Consider the following 14,877-nt stretch of genomic DNA (forward strand, 5'->3'; position numbering starts at 1 on the left):
TCTTCTTATTTATTATAAATGCGTCTTATGGGCACATTTTACCTTAAGCTTCTACGTGAATATAGCTATTCTTGCACAAGACATTAACAATCAGGTTTCAAATACTGCGTGGTTTTTTGGCTAAACGCGACCCAATATTGGTACCCCAAAATGAGCACCGCACTCAGTGCAATAGCCGGTACAGGTATACTCACTCCGTTGAATTCGACTTTTACATCTTCAGGGGTGATTTGATAGGCAATAATAGCTGTTGTGGATAAAGCTAACATCGCCAATGTTTGGATTGCGAGGTATATTTTTAACACTAAACTGGCCCAGTGAGTGCGTTTAACGAGTCCAAATAGCACTGGTATTACGCCAATCGTAAACAGATCGACTCCTTGAATGGCGTATGAACGTAGCAAAGCCAGAATAGACAATAAGACGTAAAATGCCATCAATATGATCAGTCTGCGAGGGAGCGAATTGTTAACGGTACTGAATTTAGTCATGAGGTATTGTTATTGATAGTAAAGCAATGAGTTCGTTGTGGTGTAGAATAACGCGAGTTGAGATATTTTGGTGAATAGTTTCCAAAAAGATTAGGAAAAGTGACATGACAGAAGCTGAATTTTGGGACTTAGTGACGCGTACTGAGCCGCAACAGTCAGAGCAGCAGTGCCACAGTGAACTGACGGCTAAGCTAACCGAGCTTGATGATGACGCTTTAGCCGCATTTGATAAAATGTTCGGACAGCAGATGCGCCGTAGTTATCATTGGAATATATGGGGAGCGGCGTACATTATCACAGGTTGTGATTCTGATTATGCTTTCGCAGAGTTTAGAGGCTTTTTACTTTCTCTGGGTGAAGACTGGTATAACAAGGTGATTGCTGATCCCGATTGTTTAGGAGAACTGACTTTGTGGCCAACAAAAGATGATTATGCATACCCTTTTATTGAGGACTTTGACTTGATAGCAGGGCAACTCTATGAAGACAGAACAGGTAATGAATTACCTTTTGTTCCTTCCGGGCAGCATACTCCCCAGGGTAAAAAGTTTAGTACCAAGAAGAAAGATCTTAAAAAGAACTATCCAAAACTCAGTGCATTATTTCCATTTTAACGTTCAGAAAACCTAAAATGCAGCCATTAGGCTGCATTTTCATATCGGTAACTAACCTTTAAGGTTTAGCCTTCGCACACTTCAGATTCGTCATCAAAGTCTAATCCACGATTAGCGCATTTTTTTTCCATGAAGTTATGCTCTGCAGTTTCAAGCTGCTGATTAAAGTCTTGTTCAAGTTCAGCGGTATACTCTTGTTCTGCCGAAGCCATGTGCTGGTTCATTAACTGGTGATGTTCTTGAATCGCTTGTTGGCCTTCTGCATCGACATCAAATTGATGAGCAAAGCTTGAAGAAGATAATGCCATTGTGACGAAAAAGGTCGCAGCAAGGGTTATTTTCTTAGTCATAGTTACTTTAGCGTTGTTCATAGTGATGTTGTTCATAGTATTACTCCAGTTAAAACTCGTAGGTTTATTGTTGCGCTAATTCCTTGAGCGTTAATGGCAGTGACGCAATCATCTAATGGGGTTGATATGATGCAGTACGTTTGCTTGGGATGTATATTAGCAATCACTGACTGAACAAAAGCTGAACAAAAAAGCAGCTAATAATATTTATCCCAATTTTACTTGCTTGTATAAAGGTGAATGTCTTACAGCAAAGGAAGTCGCTTTGCGTTAAGCTTATATACAGGTTGGGCTTATTATATTGAGATGCAATGAATACATTGCGACAAATTCACTGCCAGGAGACTATATATGAAAGTTAAACATTTACTTATTGCAGGCGCACTAATGTGTAATGTTGCTATCGCTGATGAAGAAGTGATTGAAAACCCAGTCACAGAAGAGGGCATCGTTAAAGTTGAATGGCAAGAGCCTAAAAATTATCGTGATTTAAAAACGGCTACAGAAGTTAAGTCGCGCTTTGAACAACGCTTTTTTGATACCATGACTAAAAATATCAATAAAGAAGCTGAGAAGATACTCAAGCCAAATCAGAAACTCGAAATGGTAGTTTCAGATGTGGACTTAGCAGGCGACTTAAGACCAACGTTCGGGGCTACGTCTGCTAATGAATTACGAATCGTTAAAGATTTGTACCCACCTAGAATGACGTTTACTTACCGTATCACTGAAGGCGATAACGTTGTTATTGCCGGAGATGAAAAGCTAGTTGATATGAACTTCATGTACGGTGCTAATTCTACAAGAAATCAACGACCATTTGAGTATGAAACTCGTATGTTGAAAGATTGGTTAAAGAAAACCGTAGAGCCAGTACTATAAATCGCGCCATTGAGATAGCTTCAATCAATACAATAAAAACGGCTTATTAAGCCGTTTTTTGTTGCCTATCATCTAAGATGAAAACCTTACTTTGTACATATTTAGCCTGTTTTTTGGCTTCAGCACTGAGCATTGATAATTTATGATCCGTTGTATCATGGGTCATCGCAGGTGGTAGTACACCAACACATAGTGAAATTAAAGGGTGGTCGACCATATTACCTTGGCGATCTTTGGCATGCATCGTTTGAGTTTGCCAATGTTCTGCTGAATAAAAAGTGCGTTTACTTTGTTCAAAGTGTTCTACGATGGCTTTACCGTGAGTGAGTGCATCTTGGCAAGTGCAAATCATCACGAAGTCATCTCCGCCTATGTGGCCGACAAAGCAGCGTTCATTTTGATGATGACTTAGTAAGTTAGCCACTTGCATGATGACTTCATCACCTCGTGAGAAACCATAAATATCGTTATAAGGTTTAAAGTGGCATAAATCGAAATACGCTAAGTAAAATGGCTTTTTCTGGGATCGTAAGCGTTTTAACTCTTCTTGAATAGGAACATTTCCAGGTAAGTTGCTAAGCGGGTTAGCATGTCTAGCGACTTTAATTCTATGTTCGGTTATGCGTTGTAATAGATCTTTTGTGTGGCCAATCCCGATTAATTTATCATGCCGTAATATAATAAATTGTTGTGCAACGGTAGTGGCGGTTTCAGAGGTTAGCAGTTGGCTCACCGCTGACAAAGGTTCACTTGCATCAATCTGCAATACTTGTCTGTCCATTACTGCACTCGCCGGATGGTTTTCATGCAGAGCTCGGCCATAGGGTGTGCTAAATAATTCCAGAATATGGTTGCGACTGACGATGCCTTCAGGATGGCCATTTTGAGCGATGACAATTGCTTGCAGTGCTGGTTGAGCAATAAATTGCTCACTGAGTTGCTTCAGCTTTGTCTCAGGTGGCGCGATATTGGCTGATGAGCATAAACTTTCTGCTGTTTCGCAATAACGTGTTTGCGGTGGCAAAGGCATGCTCACCAAGTTTGAGTCCATGTGCGTATTGGGTTTAATGTTGGGTCTACCCAATAAATAACCTTGGCAATAAGTCACCCCTAACTGCTTTAACATGGTTAACTCTTCTGGGGTTTCGATTCCCTCTGCAATGACTTTGCAAGTCAGATTTTGGCATAGCTCCACAATCGAACGCACAAATTCTTGCTTTACTGCCGTGCTGTCAATTTGATGAATAAAATGGCGATCGATTTTGACATAATCAGGAGACAGTTCAGACCATAAGCGTAATCCTGAGTACCCTGCGCCTAAGTCATCAATTGCTGTGAGAAAGCCCTGATTTCGATAGTGGTTCAAACAGTCTTTTAATAAATCAATATCATCGGCTGGGTATTGCTCTGATAGTTCGATAACCACATCTTCAGGCTTTAGCCCCATTTGTTTAATCAGCTGCAGGGTTAGCCCTTTAGGATGGTCAGGATCGAGTAGCGCTTTTGGCGAGATGTTGATAAACAACTTACCTTTAAGCTGACACGCTTTAAAAGCATTAATAGAAATACTGCGGCAGAGTGTTTCTAATTCACTGAGTTTATTAAGATGTTCTGCAGTTTTAAATAAAGGTACTGGAGAATAAAGCGGGCTATGTTCTGGCCCTCGGCTTAACGCTTCAAAACCATGAACCTTTTGAGTTGATATGTTGAAAATAGGCTGAAAGATAGCATTGATAGATTGTTTATATATTATTTTTTCGAGTTCTTTTTCTAAATCTATAACACTCATTACATCAGTTCCATTGCATTTTTTTCCATCAGTCTATGGCAGAAAAATGACAAAAATATGTCTTTGATAACAAATGTATGCACAAAACTAACAGATAAACTTGAAATCGATTCAAGCTCATTTTTCAAAGGAGTGGATTATTTAAATGTGAAAATCCCAAAGCGGAGTTAATTGATACTAAAACGCAGCCCGTGGGCTGCGTTTTTAACAAGTGGTAGGTGCTACTTAGTATTTTGTTTAAACAAATGCAAAGTTTGCAGTAATGCCCCAATTTTTTTTACATGAGCTTCTAACATTTCTGGAGGTATATGGCTGAGACCTTGAAGCTCTTCAAGTTCATTTGCGAGCTCTTGAACATAAGGTAAAAAGCGATTACTTTTTTGGGTAAAGCCTTGTTCTTCAGTGAAGATTGCAACAAACTTACCATGGCCAGCTTGACGCAGTTCGTCGAGTCTTTTATCGGCATCAATGGCTTGACGATATCCTGTTTGCAGACTTTCTTTTAATTGCTGGATAACTTGGGTATACGGCATGATAGCCTCATTACATCATAAAAATTAAGTTAAATTATAAGGGGCTGGCATGGGACTAACAAGTGAATTACCGTTAAAAATCACCGCAACATTATTAACGAGGCTTAGATTCATTTTCGTTGGGGCTGTACTTGCATTAGTTTTAGCTGTTAATGCGAGTGCAGCAGAAACTGATAAACCACCTTTCTTCAAAGCCAGTTATCAAAATAAACAAATATACCTATTGGGCTCTATTCATATTGGCAAAGCCGACTTTTATCCTTTACCTTTGCAAATAGAACAAAGTTTTGTTGAGTCAGATGCATTAGTGATTGAAGCAGATGTGACTAAAGCCAATATACAACAACTATTGCAGCAGTATGGTTTTGCAAAAGGAAAACAAGCCGACATTACGAGTTTATATCCGGCTTTTTGCGGTAAAAACCAAACCATGTGCGACGGTTTAAAGCCACTTGCTACTTGGCTTCAGGCAAACCAAATCGGTGTTGGGCGCTTTGCTGAATTGGGGTTTTCACCTGAAGCAGGCGTCGATGTGACATTTGTGGCTCGTGATCCGGCCAAGCCATTACTTGAGCTTGAAAGTGTGGAATTTCAGTTCGACCTCATTTCTTCTTTTTCAGATAAAACTCAAGCGCAATTATTGGATGAAGCGATTAACGCAACCGATGGCGAGATGCTTGAGCTGATATCAGCATGGCGATCGGGCGATCATCAAGCACTCGCAGATATTATGGAGCATCAAGCAGAAGAATCTGATGAGCTATTAACTAAATTGCTTTGGCAAAGAAACCACACGATGACGCAAAGAATCATCGAGATTTTACAAGATAGTCATTATCAACGCTTGTTCGTCATTGTTGGCGCTGGGCATGTCGTAGGCCAACAAGCCTTGCCCGAGTTGTTACGAAATGCAGGTGCCGATGTGATCGATTGTTGGAAAATGACCTGTAATGAGTATCGATAATGTAATGTTGTTTTCCATTTGAAGAGTAAAAATTGGCATTTTTTGACTGATGTTATCAATCTAGATGTATAATAGCAGCATTGAAACATTTAATGACGCAGTGTTTAGGTTTGCTAAATACTGCGTTTTTCAGTTAATAAACAAAAGGTAACTCTCTTGAGTCACGACTACTCTATAGAATTAGCTTCGATGCCATCGTTGCTGTCTCTGTATCGAAAGATATTATTATCGCGCAAGCCTGGTTGGGATCAGCAACCGTTGCCAAACATCAATGTGCAGGTCAGTAATATTCACCTCAGTGATAAAAAAATTCAGCAATATGCTGATGTTTGCCAATTTGGTTTTGATGGCAAAGTGTTACCTCCTACGTTTTTATACGTGTTAGCTTTTAGACTTCATGCCAGCATTTTTACCCATAAAGCGATCACCTTTCCATTGCTAGGTATGATCCACCTCAAGAACAGCATTAGCTTATACAGACCCATTAATGCCGATGAAACGTTTGATGTGCAATGTGAGCTGACAAGCAGCCAGACCACAGATGCAGGCCTTGAGTTTGAGCTTGTGTCAAAGGTGTATGTTGGACAGGAACTGGTGTGGGAAGCATTATCAACTTACTTATATCGCATTGAGTCCAAAGGACGCAGAGCAAGACCGCCTAGAGCTTCAGATATGACATGGGAAGATGTGCAAACTTGGGCATTACCTGAAGATTTAGGGCGTCAATATGCTAAAGCCTCTGGGGATTATAATCTGATTCACCTTCATCCTATCGTGTCTAAACGTTTCGGTTTTGAGCGCGTATTAGCTCACGGCATGTGGTCAAAAGCTCGTTCATTAGCGGCATTAATGCAGTTTATTGGTGAGAGACCGTTTAAAGTCGATGTTGAATTCAAGTTACCTGTCTTTATGCCATCAGAAGTCACTTTTGCTTTTGAAAGTATGGAAAATGGTAAACGATTTGAAATGCGTGATATTAAAGGTCGACGTCCGCATTTGCTTGGTAATATGACTTACCTAGATTAATGCTTGTGGTACACCTGTAGATGCGCAAAGAAAAGCCCGAGTTATTCACTCGGGCTTTTTTTATCAATTAAATAGGCTTAATCAGCCGCTTTTTCATGGTAAATATGTACATCCCGTTGTGGGAATGGAATGCTAACCCCTTGAGCGTCAAACTGCATTTTCACTTCACGGGTAATATCCCAGTATACATCCCAGTAATCGATAGGATCTGCCCAAGGGCGCACCACAAAGTCGACTGATGATTCACCTAAGGTGTGAAGCTTAATCGTAGGCTCAGGAAATTGCTTGACCTTTGGGTGAGCCATAACAATGTCGGTAAGGATTTTTTCAGCTTTAGGGATATCATCGCCATAGCCAATACCAAACGTCATATCAACACGGCGTTCTTGTTCAACAGTAATATTGTTAATGGTGTCACCCCAAATTTTATTATTTGGAATGATTAATCGTTGGTTATCTAGGGTTTTAACCGTTGTTGATACCAAGCTCATATGACTAACACGACCTGTTACTCCAGCTGCATTGATCAAGTCACCAACATCATATGGACGGTAGATTAAGATCATCATACCCGATGCAAAGTTAGATAATGTGTCTTGCAAAGCAAAACCAATAATCACACCCGCAATACCAAAACCTGCCAATAATGGTGCCAATTCAAAGCCAAGTTGTGACAGTGCAATTAATAAACCTAAGGCAAAAATCACATTACCTGAAATGGATGTGAAGAAGTCTTGCAACAGCATGCTGAAGTTAAGTTTTGATGAGTTAACGGCTTTGCGCACCACTTTTCGAACGAGCTTAGCGACTAAGCTTGTTAGGAATAAAATGATCAAGAAAATAATCACTTTAAACGTTACGCCTGCACCGTTTTCCAAAGCTTGGTTTTTCGCAATCGTCATCCATTCTTCAATGAGACTAGAAGCCACATCAAAATTCAGAACATCTTGAGTAATATCGCCAGAGACACTGAATAATGTTTGTTTAATTTGAGTGGTATCTTGGCCTAAGGTTTCCAGCATTTCGATAGCAATATTTAAGCTTGCAGTATGCATAGCTAAACGATCTTTTAATATGGAAACCTTAGCTTTTTGCTCAGAGGTAATATCAGCACCAGCATTAGAAGCCGTTGCAACAGCATTTTTCAGTTGAGCCTGTGTATAGGTCACCAAACTTTCAAAATAATCCGCTCTTTGTAATACTTCTGCTGTTAGAGCTGCTTCAGCGTTACCAACATTGATATTTAGGGTTTTGCCCCAATTAATGGTTTCTAATTCAGCCTTTAGGTAATGATCGCGGTCTTCTTCACGTTTGATAATTTGTTGCATGATGACTGCATCATTATCACCGCCTAAAGTTAGCTTTAACTCCGCTACTCGCTCATCGAGGTATTGACCGACTTTATCAAGAAACACCAGCTGCTTATTCACTTGTGGAACCAAGTAAGCTAAATCAGGGTCTGGTTGATTGATTAGCGTTGCTAACTCTTCTCTTAATAAGTTGGTTTTATTGCGGATGCGATATTCGCTGACATCTTTAAGTTCACCTTTAGCAGTTTTAAGCCAAATAATGTCGGTATCGATGGTTTTTTGTAGTTGTTGAATTTTTTTGTCAGTCTCAGGGCTAACTTGCGCCGCATAACTGGTACCAGAAAAGCAAATTACACTGAGTAAACAGCAAATAATAAACAGAATTCTTGGCATGGTAAAACTTCCTGTCAGTATAGTAGAAAGCTAATGATAAGTTATTGCGGGAAGTTTGACGATAATTTGATAGACTAACGCACTTTTTATTTTCAGGTAAATTTAATATGGCAAGAATAGCCTGCCCACATTGTCATCAACCTATTTCGTTGGCGAAAGTGACCGCTAGCCGTGGCAATGGGTTTTCAGCGCAAATACAATGCTACCATTGTCGAGCATGGTTAGGCCGTCATGTGATATTAACTGTACTGAAAGTATTGGGATTTTATGCAGCAGTAATAGCGGGTTTCGTTGGGTATTTTGTCGATGGTGTTGCTAATATCGTTACCCCTATCATCATGATTTCACTGATTCTTACAGGGGTAACGCATTTAATGGATCATCTCATTGTGATTGATGCGCCAGATGATGACGCAACAATAGAAGATTAATCTACAACTTGAACTTGATTTTCTAATGCTGCTTCAACGTAATAAATACCGCCAAGCACAACGACACCAATAATGACCATAGTTAATATAATACCGATGTTATCTTTGAGTAAATTCATCATAGTTAAATCCTCTGTCTTGGCTGACTTTGCAGCAATATATGACTAATATTTTAGCTTTGACAGCTTAAGCTAATCTTAAATAGCTTAACGAGGATTTGTATAAGTTGCTATGTTAAGTCACAAAAATTTAGAAAAAGTGATTTGTAACATTCTTCTGGTTGCTTTTTTTTCAAATTTTTTTAAGATAGTCGCGATTTTTGTTAAACAGAGAACACTTCTTTGCCTCATTCAATGCGAACAAGACAATTAATAGCGATCTGGCTGTCAGCCATGCTCGTGTTATTGTCGTTTGCGGCTTCTGCACATAATTCTGTGCATTTGCATGATGGAGCAAGTACACAATGTACGCTTTGTTTTCATCAACACCAATTGCAAAAAACGCTTCCAAGCACGGATGTCAATATTGCCGTAGTTCGTCAAACTTTCGAACCGACTATTGAATCCATTGTTGCTTCATATTTTGCCCATCAAACGGTTTACCATAGCCGAGCACCACCCGTTTTCTCCTAGTTATATACATACCCAACAAATTTTTACGGATAAATTATTTTTCGACTATTCAAGATGATGGTCGACTACTTGTTGTATTTTGGAGAAAAAATGTCTTACTCAAACAAACGTCTTTCATTGGTTGCAGCTGCTTGTGCCTTGGTTTCTACTCATGCTTTTGCTGAAGATTCTAGCCTAACAAATCCTAATATAAGTGCCGTTTTAGATGGTTTTTATCAAACAGGCGATCGTGGCTTAGGTGGCCGCAGTGAAGGGTTTGGTTTAGGCGAAACAGAGCTTGCTATCAGTGCCAACATCGATGACATGTTCTACGGTAAAGTGACTGCCATTTTAGAGTCTCATGACGGTGAAACTGAAATTGAACTAGAAGAAGCCTTCATTCAAACCATGGGATTACCGGGTGGTTTAGGGATTCGTGCTGGTCGCTTTTTATCTGATGTCGGTTACTTAAATAACCAACATTTACACACAGATGCATTCGTTGATCGTCCAGGTGCTTATCGTGCATTTATGGGCGGCCATTATTTTGATGATGGTGTTCGTTTAACGTATGTAGCACCAACTGATCTATATTGGACAATGGGTGTTGAAGCATTCAAAGGTGACAAAATGCGCGCCGAAGATGAGCATGGCGAGCGCGATTTCGACACGGTAGGGGTTTATTCGGCCTTCACTAAATTTGGTGGTGATATTGGCTTATCAAGTTCATGGCAAGTGGGCTTAAGCTATTTACGTAATTCAAATGGCCAAGGTGTTGTAGAAGGTGAAGATGAGCACGAACACGATGTGATTGCTGATGACGATCATGATCATGAAGGTCACACTCATAGTGCATCTTACACGGGCGAAAACACTTACATCGCCGACTTTGTCTACAAATGGGCTCCAAACGGCAACTATAAGTATCAACACTTAACAGTGAGCGGTGAGTACTTCCGTGTGAATGATATCTTCTCATTTGAAGAGGAACATGATCATGAAGAGCATGATGATCACGGTGAAGAAAGTCATAACGATTACCATGAAGGTTGGTACTTAAGCAGTGTTTACCAGTTCTCTCCTAACTGGTCAGCGGGTTTACGTTACGGTGAAGTTGATACATTCGAAGCTCATGGCGATCATTTAGATGCGCAAAAGCTAAAAGAAACCGAGCTTAGTTTAGCGTGGCATCACAGTCACTTCTCGACAGTGCGTCTACAATATACTAATCAGAAGGGGACCAACTTTGATGGTTTTGAAGACGATAATATCGTAACCCTACAGTATGTCATGACATTAGGAGCTCACGGTGCGCATCAATTCTAAAACGCTAATCGCCATAGGTGCTTTATTTAGTCCCTTTTTGGCGGGTTCAGCAAACGCACAATTGAATGTGTTTGCTTGTGAGCCTGAATATGCAGCCTTAAGCCAAGAGCTAGCACCTGATGCGAAAGTGTATTCGGCGACGAGTGCTTTACAAGACCCGCATCAAGTACAAGCTAGACCAAGCTTGATTGCCAAAATGCGTCAAGCAGACTTAGTGGTTTGTGCTGGTGCTGACCTTGAAATAGGTTGGCTGCCTATGCTGCAAATGAAAGCATCGAACAATAAGGTGCGTTCAACAGATAATGGTTTGTTTTATGCGGCTGAACATATTGAGACGCTAGATCAACTTGAGAATGTTGACCGCTCAATGGGAGATGTTCACGCCAAAGGTAACCCACATTTGCATTTTGACCCTAGCAGGTTGCTACAGGTAGCTGATGCCTTATCTGCCAAAATGACGCAGCTTGATCCTGACTCGGCGACGAGTTACCAAGCAAACCTTGCTGCATTTAGTGAAAAGTGGCAAAAAGCGATTCCTCAGTGGGAAGAAAAAGCAGCAGGGCTTAAAGGTAAGAAAGTGATTGCTTACCACTCAAGCTTTCGTTACTTGTTCAACTGGCTAGGAATGGAGCAAGTTGCTGATTTAGAGCCAAAGCCAGGGATCCCACCTAGCAGTAGTCATCTTGCTAAGCTGGTTAGTCGCAGCCAAGAAGGCGATGTCATGGCTATATTGTTCACTTCGTATCAGGATGATCGTGGTGCCAATTGGCTAGGAGAAAGAACGGATTTACCAGTGATAATGTTGCCTATGTCTGTTGGTGGTAATGATGAAAGCAAGGATTTATTTAGCCTCTATGATAGCGTGATTTCGTTACTCACAGAGGTGCAATAGCCTATGCTTGATCTCGAGCTGCTACCAATACTGCTCCCCGCATTTGTTGCGGGGATATTGGTGCTGTCTACGCATGTGGTCTTAGGTCGTCAAGTACTAAAACGTGGCATCATCTTTATTGATTTAGCCATTGCACAAGTGGCGGCTTTAGGTGCCATTGTGTCGCATATGGATCATAGATTAGAAGAGCTGCCTTTTTCTCATGTATGGATGCCTGCTTTATTTGCGTTAGCGGGAGCGGGCTTTATTGCCTGGCTTTCAAAACGTTTTGCTGATGAGCTTGAAGCTATTATTGGTTGTTTTTATGTGTTGAGTGCTGTGGCCGCGATGTTGTTATTGTCTAACGATCCTCATGGCGCAGAGCTCTTAAAACAATTAATGTCAGGGCAAATATTATGGGTTAACTGGTCGCAACTCGTATTACCAGGTGTGGTGTCTGCTGCGATATTGTTACTGGTAGTCATTAGGCCACAAGTACTTGATGGTGCAGGGTTCTACTTCTTATTTGCGATAGTGATTACCTTGTCGGTTGAATTAGTTGGCGTTTACTTAGTCTTTAGTACGCTAATTTTGCCCGCCTTAGCACTGAATAAATACCATGGTAAAGGGCAACTTGTGCTGACGTATGTGGTTGGATTTGTTGGCTACTTAGCAGGGCTTATACTCTCTGCCAGTTATGATTTGCCTAGTGGTGCCGCAATAGTGGCAGCCTTAGCGTTCAGTGCTATTACTATGCGTGTTTTATTGTCTTTTAATCAAACTAACAATGTCTGATTAAAAGCGGTTTGTGAAGCGTATAAGACTAGCGATTGAAGTCACTAAGTACAGAATTAATGGTGCGTTAATGTTAACGCACCTTTCTTTTATCTGGGCTAGTGTATAATTATTTTAGCTTACAAATGTAAACTGAAATTAAACAAACCATTGAGTCCAGCTACTGTGCTGGCTATACTGTCGCCACTTTCTTCGCAGGAGTCTGCTTGTGCTGTTAATTGCTCGTTCAATTATTCTTGCAGTGTTATTAACACTGGCGTTTTTTTTCGCAATAATCCTTTGTCTTGTTAGACCTATGCATCGTGACAATGTACATGTTATTGCACGTATTTTTGCTTCAGTTGCTCCTATTTTAGGTATCAAGGTGATCACGCGTCACGCAGCAGAAGAAAACCCTAAAGAGCCTAAAATCTATTTAGCTAATCATCAAAATAACTTTGATTTATTTACCCACACTTCTGCTGTGCCTAAAGCAACGGTGAGTTTAGGTAAGAAAAGTTTGGCTTGGATGCCGCTATTTGGACAAATTTACTGGTTATCAGGCAATATTCTTATTGACCGTAAGAACCGTCATAGTGCATTTGATACTATGGCTAAAACGGTCGAGAAAATGAAAAACAAATTATTATCTGTATGGATTTTCCCTGAGGGAACACGTTCTCGTGGACGTGGCTTGTTACCTTTTAAGGTTGGGGCTTTTCATACTGCTATCGCAGCGAAAGCTTCAATCGTACCGGTCCTTGCCTCTTGTCAAAATCACATTAAATTAAATCGTTGGAACAATGGTGTGGTGATTGTTGAGATGATGGCTCCTATGTCGACTGCAGGTGTTGATAAAGCGGATGTGAAAAAGCTATGTGCTAAGGTACATGAAGCAATGTCAGTTCGATTGGCTGAATTAAATCAAGAAGCATCTGCATTAATGGCTAAACCTCAATAGGTTTATCAAGTATAATTGACCATTAGCCGCATAATTTTTGTTAACGGAGTTACTCCATGTCTATTGAAGGTCTACTAAAAGAGCAGTTTGCTGAGAACCGTGAAATCATTCAAGCATTACTTGATGATGGCTCGCAGGCTGATGCTGAATACACGATTGAGCATCACTTTTCTTCGACTAACTTTGATCGTTTAGAAAAAGCGGCTGTTGATGCATTTAAGCTTGGCTTTGAAGTTAATGATGCTGAAGAAATGCAACTTGAAGATGGTTCGTTAATTTTCTGCTTTGACGCGATTGCAAATCATGCTTTAGAAGCTGACTTACTGGATAAAGCATGTGAGCAGCTTATGATTTTAGCTCAAAAGCAAAAAGTAGATTACGACGGTTGGGGCACATTCTTTATTGGTGATGAAGACGAACTTGATGAAGAGTACGACGAAGAATAACGACGACTATTCCATCGCTGATTAAATATAAAAAACCACTCATTTGAGTGGTTTTTTATTGTCGGCTAGTTATCTAAAGAATGGTTTCATCATTGCTGGTCAATCATTAGCGATTCAATTAATCACTAGCGAAGTGCTAAGACTCTTCTTTAAACACTGACGTTTGGTTACGGCCATTCTCTTTAGATTGGTACAAAGCTTTATCCGCACCAGCAAGCCAACTAGCACTGTTTTTTGTTTGTTCTGATAACGCGTTTACCCCAATACTAATGGTGACTTTAATAATTTGGTTTTTATACACCACTTGTGATGCTTCAACTTTTTTACGTAATCGCTCCGTAAAGTACTTAGACTCATCAGCATTAGTATTGGTGAGGACAACGGCAAACTCTTCTCCGCCATAGCGACCTGCAAAGTCTGTTTCACGCAAAGACTGTTTAAGTATATGGGCAATACTCTGAATCACTTTATCGCCCGCGGGGTGGCCGTATTTATCATTGATTTGTTTAAAGTTATCAATGTCTATCATGATCATGCTGCCACTTTCACCGTAGCGCGCATAGCGTTCATACTCTTTTTCAAAACAAGCTTGCCAATGACGACGGTTAAATAACTGGGTTAAACTGTCAGTCTGACTCAGTTTCTCCAACTGTTCGTTAGCAGATTTAAGCTGTAATTTGTTTATAGCGACATCGGTAACATCATAAATAATAATGCTGATGTGAGTAATATTCCCTGTGAGTGATGCCAGAGGCAGCAAGGTGATATTTTGGTACATATGATCTGCCCGGCCTGTAATTGGACGGTAGTTTTTAAACTCGAACACATATGGACGCTGTTCCCAACTGATAAACGAACGATTCTTTAGTAGGAAAACCGATTCCATTTTTTGGGTTAACCACTCTTTTGGCAGGTCGCTAAATGTATCAAAAAGGTTTTTACCTTTGATGCCATTTGGCGAAACTCCACTGTGATTTTCCATGAAACCATTCCAAAGTTGGATATTGTAATTACGATCTAATACGACTAGCCCAACCTCTATGGTTTGCACCATATCAATGAGCCAGTGAAGTTCGTTCATTGCATTTTGATCAGTAGACATGAG

At 40.4% G+C, this 14,877-nt stretch carries 18 protein-coding genes; 11 read left to right on the plus strand and 7 right to left on the minus strand.

Going from position 1 to position 14,877, the window contains the following annotated elements:
• Positions 1–83 precede the first annotated feature (83 nt).
• Positions 84–491, minus strand: coding sequence for a hypothetical protein (locus A9267_RS15100; RefSeq protein WP_065109764.1), 408 nt, complete (start codon positions 489–491; stop codon positions 84–86).
• Between the two features lie 104 nt (positions 492–595).
• On the opposite strand from A9267_RS15100, the gene A9267_RS15105 reads away from it, so the two are divergent.
• A complete protein-coding gene (locus tag A9267_RS15105) occupies positions 596–1,105 on the plus strand; it encodes a DUF4240 domain-containing protein (RefSeq protein WP_055022715.1) in 510 nt (169 codons plus the stop codon).
• 65 nt (positions 1,106–1,170) lie between these two features.
• Here A9267_RS15105 and A9267_RS15110 read toward each other — a convergent pair whose 3' ends face one another.
• Positions 1,171–1,491: a hypothetical protein gene (locus A9267_RS15110; RefSeq protein ID WP_065109765.1), complete on the minus strand. Its 321-nt coding sequence runs from the start codon at positions 1,489–1,491 to the stop codon at positions 1,171–1,173.
• A 315-nt stretch (positions 1,492–1,806) separates the two neighbouring features.
• Here A9267_RS15110 and A9267_RS15115 point away from each other — a divergent pair, with 315 nt between their 5' ends.
• On the plus strand, positions 1,807–2,337 hold the full coding sequence (locus tag A9267_RS15115; protein WP_065109766.1) for a DUF3016 domain-containing protein: 531 nt from the start codon (positions 1,807–1,809) through the stop codon (positions 2,335–2,337).
• Positions 2,338–2,383: 46 nt separating this feature from the next.
• On the opposite strand, the gene A9267_RS15120 is transcribed toward A9267_RS15115, so the two are convergent.
• Together A9267_RS15120 and A9267_RS15125 are read right to left on the minus strand one after the other, a co-directional pair.
• A complete protein-coding gene (locus A9267_RS15120) occupies positions 2,384–4,126 on the minus strand; it encodes a GGDEF domain-containing protein (RefSeq protein ID WP_065109767.1) in 1,743 nt (580 codons plus the stop codon).
• Positions 4,127–4,347: 221 nt separating this feature from the next.
• On the minus strand, positions 4,348–4,659 hold the full coding sequence (locus A9267_RS15125) for a hypothetical protein (RefSeq protein WP_055022711.1): 312 nt from the start codon (positions 4,657–4,659) through the stop codon (positions 4,348–4,350).
• Positions 4,660–4,708: 49 nt separating this feature from the next.
• Between A9267_RS15125 and A9267_RS15130 the strand changes: the two genes are divergently transcribed.
• Both A9267_RS15130 and A9267_RS15135 read left to right on the plus strand, forming a co-directional pair.
• Positions 4,709–5,623 carry a TraB/GumN family protein gene (locus A9267_RS15130; RefSeq protein WP_065109768.1) on the plus strand — a complete coding sequence of 305 codons (915 nt, stop codon included), beginning with the start codon at positions 4,709–4,711 and terminating at the stop codon, positions 5,621–5,623.
• Positions 5,624–5,779: 156 nt separating this feature from the next.
• Entirely contained in the window at positions 5,780–6,649 is an 870-nt protein-coding gene (locus tag A9267_RS15135) for a MaoC family dehydratase (RefSeq protein WP_065109769.1), read from the plus strand.
• 77 nt (positions 6,650–6,726) lie between these two features.
• Here the strand turns inward: A9267_RS15135 and A9267_RS15140 are convergent, their stop codons facing one another.
• Entirely contained in the window at positions 6,727–8,352 is a 1,626-nt protein-coding gene (locus A9267_RS15140) for a mechanosensitive ion channel family protein (protein ID WP_065109770.1), read from the minus strand.
• A gap of 107 nt (positions 8,353–8,459) precedes the next feature.
• Between A9267_RS15140 and A9267_RS15145 the strand changes: the two genes are divergently transcribed.
• Positions 8,460–8,783, plus strand: a complete 324-nt coding sequence (locus tag A9267_RS15145) for a hypothetical protein (RefSeq protein ID WP_055022707.1) — start codon at positions 8,460–8,462, stop codon at positions 8,781–8,783.
• Here A9267_RS15145 and A9267_RS22180 read toward each other — a convergent pair.
• Positions 8,780–8,905: a hypothetical protein gene (locus tag A9267_RS22180; protein WP_259651232.1), complete on the minus strand. Its 126-nt coding sequence runs from the start codon at positions 8,903–8,905 to the stop codon at positions 8,780–8,782. The two genes, A9267_RS15145 and A9267_RS22180, sit on opposite strands and share 4 nt — an antisense overlap.
• Positions 8,906–9,175: 270 nt before the next feature.
• On the opposite strand from A9267_RS22180, the gene A9267_RS21640 reads away from it, so the two are divergent.
• From A9267_RS21640 to rraB, 6 genes are all read left to right on the plus strand, one after another.
• Positions 9,176–9,415: an ABC-type zinc uptake system zinc chaperone gene (locus A9267_RS21640; protein ID WP_231919162.1), complete on the plus strand. Its 240-nt coding sequence runs from the start codon at positions 9,176–9,178 to the stop codon at positions 9,413–9,415.
• Positions 9,416–9,505: 90 nt separating this feature from the next.
• Positions 9,506–10,720, plus strand: coding sequence for a hypothetical protein (locus tag A9267_RS15150; protein ID WP_065109771.1), 1,215 nt, complete (start codon positions 9,506–9,508; stop codon positions 10,718–10,720).
• Positions 10,704–11,612, plus strand: a complete 909-nt coding sequence (locus A9267_RS15155; RefSeq protein WP_065109772.1) for a metal ABC transporter solute-binding protein, Zn/Mn family — start codon at positions 10,704–10,706, stop codon at positions 11,610–11,612. Before A9267_RS15150 ends, A9267_RS15155 begins: the two co-directional genes overlap by 17 nt.
• Before the next feature lie 3 nt (positions 11,613–11,615).
• Positions 11,616–12,386 (plus strand): metal ABC transporter permease, encoded by a 771-nt coding sequence (locus tag A9267_RS15160; RefSeq protein WP_065109773.1) that lies wholly within the window; start codon positions 11,616–11,618, stop codon positions 12,384–12,386.
• Positions 12,387–12,594: 208 nt separating this feature from the next.
• The gene (locus A9267_RS15165) at positions 12,595–13,326 is read left to right on the plus strand and encodes a 1-acylglycerol-3-phosphate O-acyltransferase (RefSeq protein ID WP_065109774.1); all 732 of its coding nucleotides are present in this window, start codon (positions 12,595–12,597) and stop codon (positions 13,324–13,326) included.
• Positions 13,327–13,382: 56 nt separating this feature from the next.
• A complete protein-coding gene (gene rraB / locus A9267_RS15170) occupies positions 13,383–13,772 on the plus strand; it encodes a ribonuclease E inhibitor RraB (protein WP_055022702.1) in 390 nt (129 codons plus the stop codon).
• Positions 13,773–13,908: 136 nt separating this feature from the next.
• Here rraB and A9267_RS15175 read toward each other — a convergent pair whose 3' ends face one another.
• Positions 13,909–14,874, minus strand: a complete 966-nt coding sequence (locus tag A9267_RS15175) for a GGDEF domain-containing protein (RefSeq protein WP_055022701.1) — start codon at positions 14,872–14,874, stop codon at positions 13,909–13,911.
• Positions 14,875–14,877 lie beyond the last annotated feature (3 nt).

It is taken from the genome of Shewanella sp. UCD-FRSSP16_17, assembly GCF_001675935.1.
In the GTDB taxonomy this organism is placed as follows: domain Bacteria; phylum Pseudomonadota; class Gammaproteobacteria; order Enterobacterales; family Shewanellaceae; genus Shewanella; species Shewanella japonica.